General features: G+C 57.6%; 11 protein-coding genes and 1 pseudogene. 8 read left to right on the top strand and 4 right to left on the bottom strand.

From position 1 onward, the window contains the following. The first annotated feature begins 8 nt into the window (after positions 1 to 8). Complete coding sequence (locus tag ACF8EA_RS00150) at positions 9 to 1,358, top strand: cation:proton antiporter (RefSeq protein ID WP_021781713.1); 1,350 nt, start codon at positions 9 to 11, stop codon at positions 1,356 to 1,358. A gap of 2 nt (positions 1,359 to 1,360) precedes the next feature. Here the strand turns inward: ACF8EA_RS00150 and ACF8EA_RS00145 are convergent, their stop codons facing one another. The 3 genes from ACF8EA_RS00145 to ACF8EA_RS00135 all read right to left on the bottom strand — a co-directional run bounded on the left by ACF8EA_RS00145 (position 1,361) and on the right by ACF8EA_RS00135 (position 4,127). Beyond that, positions 1,361 to 1,942: a hypothetical protein gene (locus ACF8EA_RS00145; RefSeq protein WP_021781714.1), complete on the bottom strand. Its 582-nt coding sequence runs from the start codon at positions 1,940 to 1,942 to the stop codon at positions 1,361 to 1,363. Positions 1,943 to 2,409: 467 nt separating this feature from the next. Further along, complete coding sequence (locus tag ACF8EA_RS00140; protein WP_392520899.1) at positions 2,410 to 3,702, bottom strand: PQQ-dependent sugar dehydrogenase; 1,293 nt, start codon at positions 3,700 to 3,702, stop codon at positions 2,410 to 2,412. Next, a complete protein-coding gene (locus ACF8EA_RS00135) occupies positions 3,699 to 4,127 on the bottom strand; it encodes a DUF2231 domain-containing protein (protein WP_392520898.1) in 429 nt (142 codons plus the stop codon). Before ACF8EA_RS00135 ends, ACF8EA_RS00140 begins: the two co-directional genes overlap by 4 nt. Positions 4,128 to 4,291: 164 nt before the next feature. Between ACF8EA_RS00135 and ACF8EA_RS00130 the strand changes: the two genes are divergently transcribed. The 7 genes and pseudogenes from ACF8EA_RS00130 to ACF8EA_RS00100 all read left to right on the top strand — a co-directional run bounded on the left by ACF8EA_RS00130 (position 4,292) and on the right by ACF8EA_RS00100 (position 12,375). Beyond that, positions 4,292 to 4,579, top strand: coding sequence for a hypothetical protein (locus ACF8EA_RS00130; RefSeq protein WP_392520897.1), 288 nt, complete (start codon positions 4,292 to 4,294; stop codon positions 4,577 to 4,579). Between the two features lie 331 nt (positions 4,580 to 4,910). Beyond that, entirely contained in the window at positions 4,911 to 7,904 is a 2,994-nt protein-coding gene (locus ACF8EA_RS00125) for a T6SS effector BTH_I2691 family protein (protein ID WP_392520896.1), read from the top strand. Continuing rightward, entirely contained in the window at positions 7,904 to 8,797 is an 894-nt protein-coding gene (locus ACF8EA_RS00120) for a DUF6708 domain-containing protein (protein ID WP_392520895.1), read from the top strand. The genes ACF8EA_RS00125 and ACF8EA_RS00120 overlap by 1 nt, the downstream gene beginning before the upstream one ends. A gap of 131 nt (positions 8,798 to 8,928) precedes the next feature. Continuing rightward, a pseudogene (locus ACF8EA_RS00115) lies at positions 8,929 to 10,450 on the top strand (hypothetical protein); the annotation flags it as partial. A gap of 4 nt (positions 10,451 to 10,454) precedes the next feature. Then, on the top strand, positions 10,455 to 11,348 hold the full coding sequence (locus ACF8EA_RS00110; protein ID WP_392520894.1) for a DUF6708 domain-containing protein: 894 nt from the start codon (positions 10,455 to 10,457) through the stop codon (positions 11,346 to 11,348). Beyond that, on the top strand, positions 11,345 to 11,494 hold the full coding sequence (locus ACF8EA_RS00105) for a hypothetical protein (protein ID WP_392520893.1): 150 nt from the start codon (positions 11,345 to 11,347) through the stop codon (positions 11,492 to 11,494). The genes ACF8EA_RS00110 and ACF8EA_RS00105 overlap by 4 nt, the downstream gene beginning before the upstream one ends. Positions 11,495 to 11,496: 2 nt before the next feature. Then, positions 11,497 to 12,375 carry a DUF6708 domain-containing protein gene (locus ACF8EA_RS00100; RefSeq protein WP_392520892.1) on the top strand — a complete coding sequence of 293 codons (879 nt, stop codon included), beginning with the start codon at positions 11,497 to 11,499 and terminating at the stop codon, positions 12,373 to 12,375. A gap of 209 nt (positions 12,376 to 12,584) precedes the next feature. Here ACF8EA_RS00100 and ACF8EA_RS00095 read toward each other — a convergent pair whose 3' ends face one another. Further along, positions 12,585 to 14,771, bottom strand: coding sequence for an OsmC domain/YcaO domain-containing protein (locus ACF8EA_RS00095; RefSeq protein ID WP_021782011.1), 2,187 nt, complete (start codon positions 14,769 to 14,771; stop codon positions 12,585 to 12,587). Positions 14,772 to 14,971: the final 200 nt, after the last annotated feature.

The following is a 14,971-nucleotide window of genomic DNA, read 5'->3' as shown; positions in this document are numbered from 1 at the left end:
ACTTCATCATGTCCAACGCCATTCATGCCAGTACCGTGCAACTCACGCCGGCACCCCAGTCACAGTCAGCCGTAGGCTCCCAGGCGGAGCACCTGACCCTGATGTTTCTGCTGCAACTCATCGTGATCTTCAGCGTCTCGCGGCTGATCGCCTGGTTCAGCACCCGCAGCCTGGGCCAGACGCCGGTCGCCGGCGAAATCCTTGCCGGGCTGGTGCTCGGCCCGAGCCTGCTGGGCTATTTCTTCCCCGAGCAACTGGCCGCGCTGTTCGTACCGCAAACGGCCACCGCCTTCGTGGTCACCGCGCAGATCGGCCTGATCCTGCTGATGTTCCAGGTCGGCCTGGAGTTCGAGTTCGGCACACACCTCAAGGGCCGCAAGCGTTCGGTCATCGTCATCAGCATGGGAGGGCTGCTGGTGCCATTTGCCAGCGGCATGCTCACTGCCGAGTACTTCTGGCAGCAGATCAGCGGGGACAAACCCTCACTGCTAGCCTTCCAGTTGTTCTTTGCCACGGCACTGTCGATCACCGCACTGCCTATCCTGGGACGGATATTCATGGAGCTTGGCCTATCCCGCTCTCGGGTCGCCACGCTCACCATTGGCGCGGCAGCAATCGACGATGTATGCGGCTGGCTGATCCTGGGCGGCGTCACTTCGTTGATCGCCTCGCAGTTCAATCCCTGGACTTCTCTGGCGAGGTTGCTGGCGCTCGGGTTGTTCTTCGTCGTCGTGATCGCCCTGGTACGGCCACTGGTCCTGCGCTGGATAATCGGCGACCTGCAGCGCCGGCCGTTGTCGACCCAAGGGATATCGCTGATGCTGATCATTCTGTTGGCCAGTGCGACAGTGACCAACCTGATCGGAGTATTTTCGATCATCGGCGGTTTCATACTTGGCGTAGCGCTGCATACCCAGCGCACCTTCGTCGAACAGTGGAATGCCAAGGTCAGCGGCGTGGTCAATGCGTTCTTCCTGCCGATCTTCTTTGCCTATACGGGCCTGCGCACCGATATTGGCGCCCTTGAGGGCAACACCGCACTGTGGAACTGCCTGTTGATCTGCCTGGTGGCCTTTGCCAGCAAGTTCTTCGGTGCTTATGGGGCCAGCCGCCTTCTGGGCGAAAACCGCCGCGATTCGGCATTGATCGGTGTATGCATGAACACCAGGGCGCTGATGGAGTTGGTGGTACTGAACGTTGGCTATGACCTGGGCGTGCTGCCCAAGGAGTACTTCACGCTGCTGGTAATCATGGCCATCATCAGTACCTTCATCGCATCGCCGCTGATTCGCTTGTTGACCGCACGCACCCGCGCCCCGCATGCGACCCCGGGGGCAACCGAGGTCAGCAACGGCTGAGGTCAGCGCGAGGTTTCGACGCGCAGTACTTCGGTGTAGATCGCGTCGACAGTCTGGCCAACCTTGAGGTTCTTCATGCGTTTCTGCAGGTCTGGATTCTCGACCTTGACCACCTGAAGCTTGCCCTCCGGTGGCAACAAGCTCACCTCATGCGTGTTGAGGTCGATCTTCTTGATCTGAGAGGTAACCTTGACCTGGCGGAACGCCTCGCCGCCCGGGTTGGGGTTTTGCTCGGTTGCACGGATGGTACCGGACTCTTCAGTCGCTTTCGGCGCCCCACCCACGTCCGGATTGAGCACATAGGCCACCGCGCGTGTCACGTAGATGTCGACTTGGTCACCGACTTTCAGGTTGGGCAGCGCCTTGGCCTTTTCGGTCAGCTGGAACGTCACATCCTTCTTATCGTCAGGGCCTTTCACCGTGACCTGGCGGGTGGCCAGATCGATAGCCGTTACCTGCGTGGTGACATGGCTTTCCAGCGCCTCGCTCCCGATTGGGATTCCGGCAGCCTGCACCGTGAAGCTGGCAGCAGAGGCCAACGTGGCAAGGGCTACAGCACGAGCGAGAGTACGAATGGGGTTCATAGGCGTGCTTCCCTGTGATCAAGTCCGAATAGGCGCGTGAAAGGTTCACGCGCTATCAAGCATAGCCATTACCTGCCGCCTTGCCGGCCCTCCCGGTGCGCGGTGCTGTACGGCCGTGGCTCCTCAGGCGGGCTGATCAACAGCATTAGCAAAAAACCAAGCTTCACGCCCAAGCGCGAAGTCGGCATGAACTTCGACAGCGAGGGCAAACGCCGAACCCAGTCCGACACCGACTGGGCCGCCCCGTAAAGCAACCAGGCCTACCGCGCTGCGCCTGAAGAACGTGTTCGACCGTGACTACTATGCCTCGGCACATGGCTCGGTCGACCTGATCACCCCAGGGGCACCGCGCACGCTGGAAGCCAGCTTCAACTACCGCTTCTGACCCGTGTGCAATGCCTGCCAGTCAGCAATTGGGCCGCTCTGCGGCCCATCGCCAGCAAGATTTGCCGATTTGACCCGAGCATTCAGCGATTCCGCGTCACCCGCCACACTGTATTCGCCAGGTCATCGGCAATGATCAACGCCCCCCGCGGGTCCACCGTCACCCCAACCGGTCGCCCCCGGGTCTTGCCATCCTCACCGCGAAAGCCCGTCGCGAAGTCGATCGGCTCCCCAGCAGGCTTGCCATTGCTGAACGGCACGAAAATCACCTTGTACCCCACCGGGTTGGGGCGGTTCCAACTGCCGTGCTCGCCCACGAACACACCGTCGGCAAAGCGCTCGCCCATTGCCGAGGTCGAGAAGTCGACACCCAGTGCAGCCACATGCGAACCCAGGCTGTAATCCGGCTTGATCGCCGCCGCCACCTTGTCCGGGTTCTGCGGCCGCACCCGCTCATCCACATGCTGCCCCCAGTAGCTGTAAGGCCAACCATAGAAGCCCCCTTCACGTACCGAAGTGAGGTAGTCCGGCACCAGGTCGGGGCCCAGCTCATCCCGCTCGTTGACCACCGTCCACAACTGCCCGGTCTGCGGCTGAATGGTCAATGCCGTCGGGTTACGCAAGCCGGTGGCATAGGGCCGGTGTGCGCCGGTCTCGGCATCGACCTGCCAGACCATGGCCCGATCGATCTCTACCTCCAGGCCGCGCTCTGTGATGTTGCTGTTCGAGCCGATACCCACATACAAGTAGCGGCCATCCGGGCTGATGGTCAGCGCCTTGGTCCAATGGTGGTTGATCTCGGCCGGCAGGTCGGTGACCTTGGTTGGCGGGCCGTCGGCCTGGGTCTGGCCTTCCTTGTAGTCAAAGCGTACCAGCGCATCCTGGTTGGCTACATACAGCTTGCCGTTGGCATAGGCCAGGCCATACGGTGCGTTGAGGTTTTCCGCAAACACGGCCTGCACCTCGTAGTTGCCATCGCCGTCAGCATCGCGCAGCAAGGTCAGGCGGTTGCCACCCTTGACCTGGGTATTGCCCTTGGCCTTGATCTGGCTGGCGATCACATCCTTGGGCTTGAGCTTGGCCGCGCTGCCACCCCTGCCCTCAGCCACCAGAATGTCGCCATTGGGCAGCACCAGGCTCTGGCGCGGGATTTTCAGGCCGGTGGCGATAGCGGTGACACTGAAGCCCTCCGGCACGGTCGGTTTCAGTTCGCCCCAGGCAGCCGGTTGCGCAATCTTCATGCTCGGCAGCAAGCCGCGCTGAGGTTCCGGCAGCTTCGGATCCGGGCCGTGGGCCTGGGTCGGCTCGCCGTCGCCACCACAGGCACTCAGCAATAGCGCCACGCCCAACAGGCTAAATGCATGCAAAGGCTTCATGCCACACCTCCTGAACGCAGGTTGCTCAAACCGATCCAGGCGGCCACCACTGCGAGCACCGTCACGATTACCGACAACACCAGCCCGGAAGGCATTACCGCCCAGGCGTCCTTGGCATGCTCAAAGGCATTGATCAGCCCAAGCACCCAGGTCACCAGCAGCAGCACGAAGTACAACGTAGCGCGCCCGCCCTTGCGCTCGGCGCGGATCAGGTTGGCCAGCGCGAACAACAGTGTCAGCCCACAGAACACCAAGGCACCGGCGATCAGCCAGGCGGCGAAGTTGCTCCACTGAATCTGGTAGCTGTTGTAGTAGGCGAGATCGCTCAACAGCGCGCCAAGGAACAACGGCACACTGCCTGCCAGCAGCAAGGCATGCAGCGGGCTGGGCGTACAGCGGTAGAGGGTTTGATCAGATGCGGTCACGGTGCCTCCTTTTCATTCAGTGACCTAGGGCTGATGGTCTTGCGCCATCAGGTAAGCGCAGGGTGCGCTTAGCAAAGGAGCCTCTTGACGCCGAGATAGTTCACCGCTTCGCTGTAATGAAATATCCTGCAAGGCATTTGCTGCCAAGCGCAGAAGGGGAATACATGAGCAGACCACATGCGTCCTGGGCACTGGCTACCCTGCTCTGCCTCAGCCTGGCATTTACCGCTGGTTGCTCCAGCAAAGCCAGCCAGACACGCTACGCCACGCCTGCAGTGGGCTCCAACTGCTTCGCCAAGGCCGTCCCCACTATCGGTGAAGGCGGCCTGGCCTGGGGCAATACACTGAGCATTGCGCAACAGAAATCGCTGAACAACTGCGTGCGTTATGCCAGCCGCTCGGGAGGCACGCCCAGGACTTGCCAGGTAGTGCTGGCCAAGTGCAAAAACTGAACATATAACAATTTTAAAGTACGAAACTTCCTACAAAGCACTGCAACTTTTCACACGACATTTCGCAAACGCAACACATATACACTCAAATAAAATCTTACACTTTCAGCCTCGACCCAAAAGCATCGATCGAGGCATTGTCTTTCACTTGAATTCCAGATACTTGATCGCCCGCTCATCTCAGCAACTAAGTAGGAAACTTCTTACAGCATAGATTCGAGCCTGAAATCCAGCACAGTATGAATAACGGTATTTCAGTCTTGTCAGTACTGAAAGTTGCCGCAGTGCGTCTCTGGTTCGAAAAGACTGTCTCTCTGAGCAAGGAGCTCGCATGACCAATGACTCCGTCAGCAGCGCCACCTCCGGCCCAGCCTGCAGCGCACGCGTGCCAATCCTGCCAGTGCGCTACGCCATCGTGCCCCGCACCGCCGACACCCCCGCCTACCGCTATGCCGATGCAGGCTTCAACCTGGAACAAGGCTTCGCCCCGCTGCAGCAATCGGCCTACACCCTCCGCGCTTTGCGCCCAGGCTATGTCTACGTGTTCATGAAAGGCCCTTTGGGCGAAAAGCTGGTCATTCACGAGCACGTCGGCGCGGGCCTGTACAAGGAGCTACGCTACCAAGGGCTGGAGGATTACCACCGGCGTGAGTGCTATCTGTCCGGCCAGAGCATCGGCTGGGTGTGGGCCGACACCTGTCAGGACTCCGCCAAGGAAGTGTGGATCGGCTACAGCCCGCACCTGTGGACCAACGCCATCACCGCCCGTATCACCGGTTCGCCAGCCCTGCGCAATCGGCACATGCGCCAGCTGGACTTGGCCGAGCTGGTGAGCGGCAACCAAACGCCGTCCACCCAGCCCCATGTGTTGCCAGTGAGTGCCCTACAAACCTGGGTCGAAGACTTCAAACCGACAGAGCGGCGCATGCCGCTGACCTGGAGCAGCGACCCGGTCACCGAAACTTTGCCCATCGGCAACCTCAATGCCATCGCCCGCCACTACCCCTGGACCCAGCCGAAAGTGCCGGTGGTGGTGGCGCTCGCCGATGCCGAAGGCATGGCCCTGGACCTGAGCCTGTCGGTCTCGGCCTACCAGCATCAACTGCGTGACCTGATGCCGGCCGAGCAACTGGAACACACAAAACCCGCCCAGCCTCCCGAGCAGGAGCGCGTGCCGGCATGCTATCGGCTGGATGCCGAACAGCTCAGCCCGCAGAGCCGCGACTTTCACCATCGCAACCTGGTCGCCATGCTGCTGAACAAGACGCTGGAAAGCCTGTACCCGGCGGATGCGCCTTCACCAGAACTGGCCGCGTTCAGGCTGGGCACGTCACGCCGGGGGCCCGCCCTGTCGCCGGCCGAGTCCCATTTCCAGGCCCTCACCCATGAAGACTATTCCCCCAATGGCGCGCGCCTGGCACAGCGCCTCGATGTCGACAAATACCGGCGCTTCCTCGCCGAACGCGACGCACTGGAACGGCGGATTGCCGCCCTGCGCAACCTGGCCTTGCAAGCCAGCAACGATCATGACGCCTGGCTAGCGACGGCCGAATCCCAACACATCGATAACCCCTACAGCCTCGCTGCGGCACTGGCCTGTTACGACCGCGACGAACGCACCTCCGCCCGCGGTCTGGAAATCTCACTGGCGTTGCTGATTCACCCGATGGGCCAGCCGACACCCGGCACCGAAGATCATGACCGACGCTTCAAACGCCTGGAGCAATGGCTGGACCAGCACGATAGCCCGCTTTACACCGCCTTGGCGCCGTTCAACCCGTTCAAGGACAAGGCCGATTCGATCGGCACCTTGTTCGGCGCCAGCGACAACGTGATCGAAGGGCTGGCCGGTCGCTTCCCGGCCATGGCAGACATCACCGACCTCACCGCCCAGTCGGTCAATACCGTGGTGCTCAAGCGCCTGCGCGGGCAGACCCGCTGGGATGCCAGCCATGGCCTGCGGCGGCAAGTGTTGTTGGCAGCGCGTGAGGCCAATGCCGAGAAAGCACTGGGATTGCTGGCGGCGCGCTATCGAATCACCGAGCAGGCCATTACGGAAAATCCCTTTAGCCAGGAGGTACAGCGGTATTTGAAAAGCGGCATGGCGCAGGTTGAAGAGATGAAAGCGTTGCGCATATCAGGAAGCCGCACGGTGTCCATCGAGCTGACCACCACTGCGCGTGTGAAACCTAACTTTCTGGGGATGCTCACCTCGGGCGGTGGTGGTGGTTTAAACGCGGGGATGCTGTGGTTCAACATCTTATCGCTCAAGACGGCTTACAACAGCCTGCAAAAGAGCAACGCACCGGAATACACCATGGGGTTCGCTTCATCTGTTTTCGGGGTGATTGGTGCAGCGGCGGCAACAATGGTCAGCGTGCGCGCAACGCATAAGGCCGTCATCCTGAGATTAAGTGCCACAGCGCCGGGCATGGCCTTTGGCAATGGGGTTATCAAGTTTTTGGGTAGCAATTTGTTCGCAAGGTTGTCCGGCTACCCGGCTATTTTCCTAGGATTCGCCTCTGACTATAAAAAATCCCAAAGGCAGAAGATGCACGGTAATACTGCCGCTTCTGATTTAACCTTCTATGGCGGGGGCGCGGTCGCAATAGGCTCCGTCTTGGTATTAGAAGGTGGATTAGCTATTGCAGGTGCCACAACATTTATCCCTTTTGCAGGGTGGACTGCAGCTGCAGTGGCCCTATTAGGTGCTGCGATCATAGCTGGAGGCACCTACCTCCATGCGAAAGCCAACGAACACCTTCACAACCCTATAGAGCTATGGGCCAGTCGAAGTATATTTGGGAACCGTCTCAATGACGGCGAAAGCCGACCAGACATAACTTTAGACACCGACAAGAAACTTCCAACCTTCGTCAACATTAAAGACGAAATAAACGCTTGGCATCAGGTATTTTACTCACCCTCGCTACTTTCAGAAAAAGAGACAAAACTGTTTGACCTAGGGCATCTGGACAGCAAATGGACTGACTTAAACACATGGACTACTCCGAATTGGACTGCCATCACACACAATCAAGTTTCTAGCATTCCCCCCACTGCTGAATTTACAGTCCTCCTACGAGGATTTCTATTGGGTCAAAGCGAATGGCAAGCCAGCCTTAGTAGTCAACTCGAGAACAATGGCATATCTGTATTCCCAGCCACACCAGACTGCTATGAAATTAGGGGCGGACTGATACTCCACTTCAAGAATCAAATTCAAAACCACCGCCACATTAAACTAAACATCAAATATCTGCCAAATCTAGGCTTAGATGAACAAGCAGGCTCCTCCCAGACTTTCAAACTTGGGGAACGATAATGGCCATTTCATGGATTTTCACACCCTCCGCACGCTCTCAGTTCACTCCACATATCTCAAGCCAACTATCAACCATAAACAAACATCACTTATCCCTCGTGAACCCATGGGTGTCCGACTCCGTATTCATGGGAAAACTATATACCGCCATGACATTAGGGTTAGCAGCCTATATCTACCCGGATATCATAGATACGGGTTTTAGAAAGTCGGCGCTAGCGGACCTTCACTCACTCGCACAATACATTGTTGCACCACTGATATTTACACCATTCATCGCCTACAGGATATTCTTCATAAAAAATCTGTCAAACATCTACCTCAATCGCGCAACTGGAAAAATTCTATACCAACGCAACAAAAAACTTATCTCATTCGATTGGACCAATATCAAAGGTGGGGTATTTAAGCGCACAGAGTTTGGTGGTTCATCCTTCAGTACTAGTTATGCACTTGCCTTTGCCCCGCCTAGGAAGGACGGTAGCCTTCACAAAAAAGACTGCCTGTGGGTCGACAGCAACGAACCCACCGAACCCGGCGTCAAGCATGTCGCCGAGGTATGGGAATACCTCCGCCACTTCATGGACCACGGCCCAGACAAACTCCCCCCGCCCGGTGAACCCAACTGGTGGCACAAGCCACTCCACGCCATCTGCCTGACCCCGGCAGAAGCCTGGCGCCACTATGCCCCCTGGCGAACCGGCGAGCCCGGTGAAATGCAGGGTAAAAAGAACTGGCAATTGCCGTTCTGGGCCGTGTTGTTCCCCTACAACCTCTCCGTAGCCATCTGTTGGTACGGCATCTGCCGCCTGTTCAACGTCCGAGCAGCGCCACCGCCACCCGAAGCATTTGAGGAGGCCCCAGCTCATTCAACCCAAAGGAAGCGTACATGAGCGACGCCTCCGTCAGTCGCGCCACCTCCGGCCCAGCCTGCAGCGCACGCACACCCATCCTGCCAGTGCGCTACGCCATCGTGCCACGCACCGCCGACGCCCCCGCCTGCCGCTATGCCGATGCAGGCTTCAACCTGGCCTCTTTGCAAGCCAGCAACGATCATGACGCCTGGCTGGCGACGGCCGAATCCCAACACATCGATAACTCCTACAGCCTGGCAGCCGCCTTGGCCTGTTACGACCGCGACGAACGCACCTCCGCCCGCGGTCTGGAAATTTCACTGGCCTTGCTGATTCACCCGATGGGCCAGCCGACACCCGGCACCGAAGATCATGACCGACGCTTCAAACGCCTGGAGCAATGGCTGGACCAGCACGACAGCCCGCTTTACACCGCCATGGCGCCGTTCAACCCGTTCAAGGACAAAGCCGATTCGATCGGCACCTTGTTCGGCGCCAGCGACAACGTGATCGAAGGGCTGGCCGGTCGCTTCCCGGCCATGGCTGACATCACCGACCTCACCGCCCAGTCGGTCAATACCGTGGTGCTCAAGCGCCTGTGTGGCCAAACCCGTTGGGATGCCAGCCAAGGCCTGCGCCAGCAAGTGTTGCTGGCTGCCCGTGAGGCCAATGCCGAGAAAACGCTGGGGTTGTTGGCGGCACGCTATCGAATGACCGAACAGGCCATTACGGAAAATCCCTTTAGCCAGGAGGTACAGCGGTATTTGAAGAGCGGCATGGCACAGGTTGAAGAGATGAAAGCGTGCCTTTGGTGACGGCATCATCAACTTTATGACGAGTAATCTTTTCGCGCGGGCATCAGGCTACCCGGCGATAATAATTGGGTTTTCCTCAGATATTTTTAAGGCAGTACGTCAATGGCAGAACGGCAATCTTATTTCAGGCTTATATACAGCGGCCGCCAGCGCGACTACTGCTTTAGGTTCGATTCTTGTTCTAGAAGGAAGCCTTGCCATCGCAGGCACGACAGTCCTCATTCCCTTTGCAGGCTGGACAGCAGCTGGAATCGCCCTGATCGGAGCAACTTTGATCGGTGGAGGTCTATTCCTCTACTCAAAAGCTCACTCCCGCCTTCACAGCCCTTTAGAATTATGGGCCAGCAGAAGCATCTTCGGGACAAGGGAAAACGATGGAGAAATACGGGAGAATATAAAGTTAGACTTTGATAAAAAATTGCCACGCTTTCGCCACATCCACGAAGAAATCAAGTCATGGCAGATTGAATTTTTCTCACCGAAAGCATTGTTGGCACCGTACTCTGAGCAGCTCGGCTTAGGCGCTCTAACGACACATTTGGATATAAATAACAAATGGCCAACACCTGACTGGGCAACAATTATCCATACCCAGGTCACTAAACAAAACGCAACACTCGAGCTAACTATACTTTTACCAGAATTCGTAGTAGGTCAAAGCGAATGGTCAGGGAGTTTAGTGAGCCAGAATCTCGACAGGCAGACAACCCCACTCCAAATAACCCCTGACTGCCATATCACCCAAGCAGGTTTATTACTTCATTACAAAACTGATGCTAGACAAATCAGGCCTGCCACGCTAACGATTAATTACCATGCCAACCAAGGGCTGGATGACGACACTCCTTCTTCTACCACTATTCACCTGGAACGCTAAACCTATGGCGACTATCTGGCTTTTTAATCAAGCCCACAATTCAGAATTCAAGCCAAAAATTTCCGGACAACTTATTCAAACAACCAGCTCACACTTATGCCTGCGCAACCCTTGGGTGTCCGACTCTGTATTCATGGGAAAAATCTACACTGCCATGTTTCTATTTACCTGGATATTATCATGTTACAATCTCATTAATGAAAATATAGACTACTCAATCAACGGCGGCGACATTTTCGTTGCCATCCTGATCTCACTCCCCTTTATTTTTACCCCATTCTTAGCCTACAGAATACTTTTCATAAAAAACTTATCGAACATACATTTAAATCGACACACAAAGAAAATCTACTATAAGCGATTCAAAAAACTCATAATATTTGACTGGAGCCAAGTCGCAGGCGGTCTTTTCAGTCGCACAGAATTCAGTGGTTCCTCCTTCACCACCAGCTATGCCCTCGCCTTCGCCCCCCGCCGGGAAGACGGCAGCCTTCACCAAAAAGACTGCCTGTGGGTGGACAGCAACGAACCCACCGAACCCGGCGTCAAGCATGTGGCCGAAGTGTGGGAATACCTCCGCCACTTCATGGACCACGGCCCGGACAAACTCCCCCCGCCCGGTGAACCCAACTGGTGGCACAAGCCACTGCACGCCATCTGCCTGACCCCGGCAGAAGCCTGGCGCCACTATGCCCCCTGGCGAACCGGCGAGCCCGGTGAAATGCAGGGCAAAAAGAACTGGCAATTGCCGTTCTGGGCCGTGCTGTTTCCCTACAACCTCTCCGTCGCCCTCTGCTGGTATGGCATCTGCCGCCTGTTCAACGTCCGAGCAGCGCCACCGCCACCCGAAGCATTTGAGGAGGCCCAAGCGCATTCAGCCCAAAGGAAGCGTACATGAGCGACACCTCTGTCAGCAGCGCGACCTCCAGGCCCTGTCTGCAGTTCACGCGTCCCATCCTGACGGTGCACTACACCAACGTGCCAGGCACCCGCGACTTCCCGGCCATGGCTGAGACCCTGTCAATTTTTCGTCTGGAGCGCTGATCGTGGCAACCATCTGGATATTCAACTCAATGTCAGACTCTGGACACAAGCCCTCTATCACAGGGCAACTATTAAGCTTATCTGACACTGTTTTATGCTTAAGGAATCCATGGGTCACAGACTCTGTCTTCATGGGAAAGCTGTATTGCGCGATAACTGCTCTGTCAATTGCCGGCTTTTACCCATATTTACTCTCCAGGGATATATGGCGCATGTACGAAACCGCTCCATTATTAGCGACTGGATTCTTGCTTATGCCTTTCACTTTCCTACCTTTCCTCATTTATCGAATATATTTCATAAAACGCTTATCAAGCTTCTGCTTCAATCGGGCGACCCAAAAAATCTACTATCAACGTTTAAGCAAGGTACTGATCTTTGAGTGGAGCAGTACCGGCGGTGGTATTTTTAAGCGCACGGAGTACGGCGGCTCATCACTCAGCACCAGCTATGCCCTCGCCTTCGCCCCTCGCCGGAAAGACGGCAGCCTGCATCAAAAAGACTGCCTCTGGGTAGACAGCAACGAACCCACCGAACCCGGCGTCAAGCATGTCGCCGAGGTATGGGAATACCTCCGCCACTTCATGGACCACGGCCCGGACAAACTCCCCCCGCCCGGTGAGCCCAACTGGTGGCACAAGCCACTGCACGCCATCTGCCTGACCCCGGCAGAAGCCTGGCGCCACTACGCCCCCTGGCGAACCGGTGAGCCCGGTGAAATGCAGGGCAAAAAGAACTGGCAATTGCCGTTCTGGGCGGTGCTGTTCCCCTACAACCTGACCGTCGCCCTCTGTTGGTACTGTGTCTGCAAGCTTTTCAATGTCCGTGCAGCGCCACCACCGGCGGAGGCTTTCGAAGGTGGGTCTGCTAAGCCCGAATAGTCACCACCTGAAATGGATAGGAAGAGAACGCTATGCGCCTGGATGGCAACGCGGCAAGACAGAATGAGGATAGCGCCCAGATCAAAGGGCTGTAGGACGGCTCCTGGCCTATCGCAGGCAAGCCAGCGTCCACAGGTTCGGCACAAATCTCAAGAGTGGTGCAATACCTGTGGCGCTGGCTTGTCGGCGATGATTGGGCGCAGCGCCTGTCAGACGAACTTGGCCCGGGCCGCGTGCAGTTTCTTGTAGCTGTCGATCAGGCGCAGGTGGCGATCAAGGCCTTCGAGCTTCATGCTGGTCGGGGTCAGACCATGGAAGCGCACACTGCCGTCCACCGAACCCAATACCGCATCCATGCGCACATTGCCGAACATACGACGGAAGTTGGCTTCGTAGTCATCCAACTCCAGTTCGTCATCCAGCTGCACTTCCAGCACCACGTTCAGCGCCTGGTAGAACAGACCGCGGTCGACAGTGTTGTCGTTGAACTGCAAGAATGCCTCAACCAGCTCCTTGGCATCCTCAAAGCGTTTAACCGCGAGGCAGATCAGCAGCTTCAGCTCCAGAATGGTCAGTTGGCCCCACACTGTGTTTTCGTCGAACTCCACACCGATCAGCGTAGTGATGGTGGTGTAGTCATCCACATCGCAGTTGTCCAGGCGCTTGAGCAGCAGCTTCAGCGAGCGGCTGTCGAGGCTGTGCAGGTTGAGGATGTCAGCACGGAACGACAAGGCGCGGTTGGTGTTGTCCCAGATAAGGTCCTCGACCGGGTAGATTTCCGAGTACCCCGGTACCAGGATGCGGCAAGCGGTGGCGCCAAGATTGTCGTACACCGCCATGTACACTTCCTTGCCCAGGTCTTCGAGGATACCGAACAGGGTCGCGGCCTCCTGCTGGTTGGAGTCCTCGCCGTGCCCGGAGAAGTCCCACTCGACGAATTCGAAGTCGGCCTTGGCGCTGAAGAAGCGCCACGACACCACGCCGCTGGAGTCGATGAAATGCTCTACGAAGTTGTTCGGCTCGGTCAGCGCATGGCTTTCGAAAGTGGGTTGCGGCAGGTCGTTCAGGCCTTCGAAGCTGCGGCCCTGCAGCAGTTCGGTGAGGCTGCGCTCCAGCGCCACTTCCAGGCTCGGGTGGGCACCGAAGGAGGCAAACACGCCACCCGTGCGCGGGTTCATCAAGGTCACGCACATGACCGGGAACTCGCCCCCCAGTGACGCATCCTTGACCAGTACCGGGAAGCCCTGCTCTTCCAGACCCTGGATGCCGGCGACGATCGCCGGGTATTTGGCCAGTACCTCTTGCGGTACGTCCGGCAGGCACAACTCGCCTTCGAGGATCTCGCGCTTCACCGCGCGCTCGAAAATTTCCGACAGGCACTGCACCTGCGCCTCGGCCAGGGTATTGCCCGCGCTCATGCCGTTGCTGAGGAACAGGTTTTCGATCAGGTTGGACGGGAAGTACACCACCTGCTGGTCGGACTGACGCACGAACGGCAGCGAACAGATGCCCCGAGCGGTGTTACCCGAGTTGGTGTCATACAGGTGCGAACCACGCAGCTCCCCGTCTGGGTTGTAGATCGCCAGGCAGTGCTCATCGAGGATCTCGGCCGGCAACGCGTCGCGCGGACCCGGCTTGAACCACTGCTCGTTCGGGTAGTGCACGAACGGCGCGTTGGCCAGGTCTTCGCCCCAGAATTGGTCGTTGTAGAAGAAGTTGCAGTTGAGGCGCTCGATGAATTCGCCCAGCGCTGAGGCCAGCGCCGCTTCCTTGGTGGCCCCTTTACCGTTGGTAAAGCACATCGGCGACTGCGCGTCGCGTACGTGCAGCGACCAGACGTTGGGCACAATGTTGCGCCAAGAGGCGATCTCGATCTTCATCCCCAGCCCGGCGAGAATACCCGACATGTTGGCAATGGTCTGCTCCAGCGGCAGGTCCTTGCCGGGGATATAGGTGCTGGTGTCCGACACCGGCATCAGCAACCCCTGGGCATCGGCATCGAGGTTGTCGACCACTTCGATCACGAACTCAGGGCCGGTCTGCACCACCTTTTTCACCGTGCAGCGGTCGATGGAGCGCAGGATGCCCTGGCGGTCCTTGTCGGAAATGTCCTCAGGCAGTTCGACCTGGATCTTGAAGATCTGGTTGTAGCGGTTTTCCGGATCGACGATGTTGTTCTGCGACAGGCGGATGTTTTCAGTGGGGATATCGCGGGTCTGGCAGTACAGCTTGACGAAGTAAGCCGCGCACAAGGCCGAAGACGCCAGGAAATAGTCGAACGGGCCGGGGGCCGAACCATCGCCTTTGTAGCGGATAGGTTGGTCGGCGATCACCGTGAAGTCATCGAATTTGGCTTCGAGACGGAGATTGTCGAGAAAATTGACCTTGATTTCCATGCGGGATTACCGTGATTTAAGCGTGCAAAACGAAATTGGCCGGCATTATCCGGGTTTTCGTTGCGCAAGTCCTGTTCAGCGCCGCCCGCAGGCTTGATTTTTCGCAGCGGGCTTGCGTATTCCACCGAATTACTTGCCTGATCCTCTGAAGCTATCCACGCCACCAGACCAGCGGTCATCCTCCTGTGCTAGCGTTTCTG

Origin of the sequence: Pseudomonas sp. YQ_5, assembly GCF_043103305.1 — a bacterium.
In the GTDB taxonomy this organism is placed as follows: Bacteria; Pseudomonadota; Gammaproteobacteria; order Pseudomonadales; family Pseudomonadaceae; genus Aquipseudomonas; species Aquipseudomonas putida_Y.
Note: the sequence above shows the minus strand (reverse complement) of the source record. Positions and strands in the feature narration are given on the sequence as shown.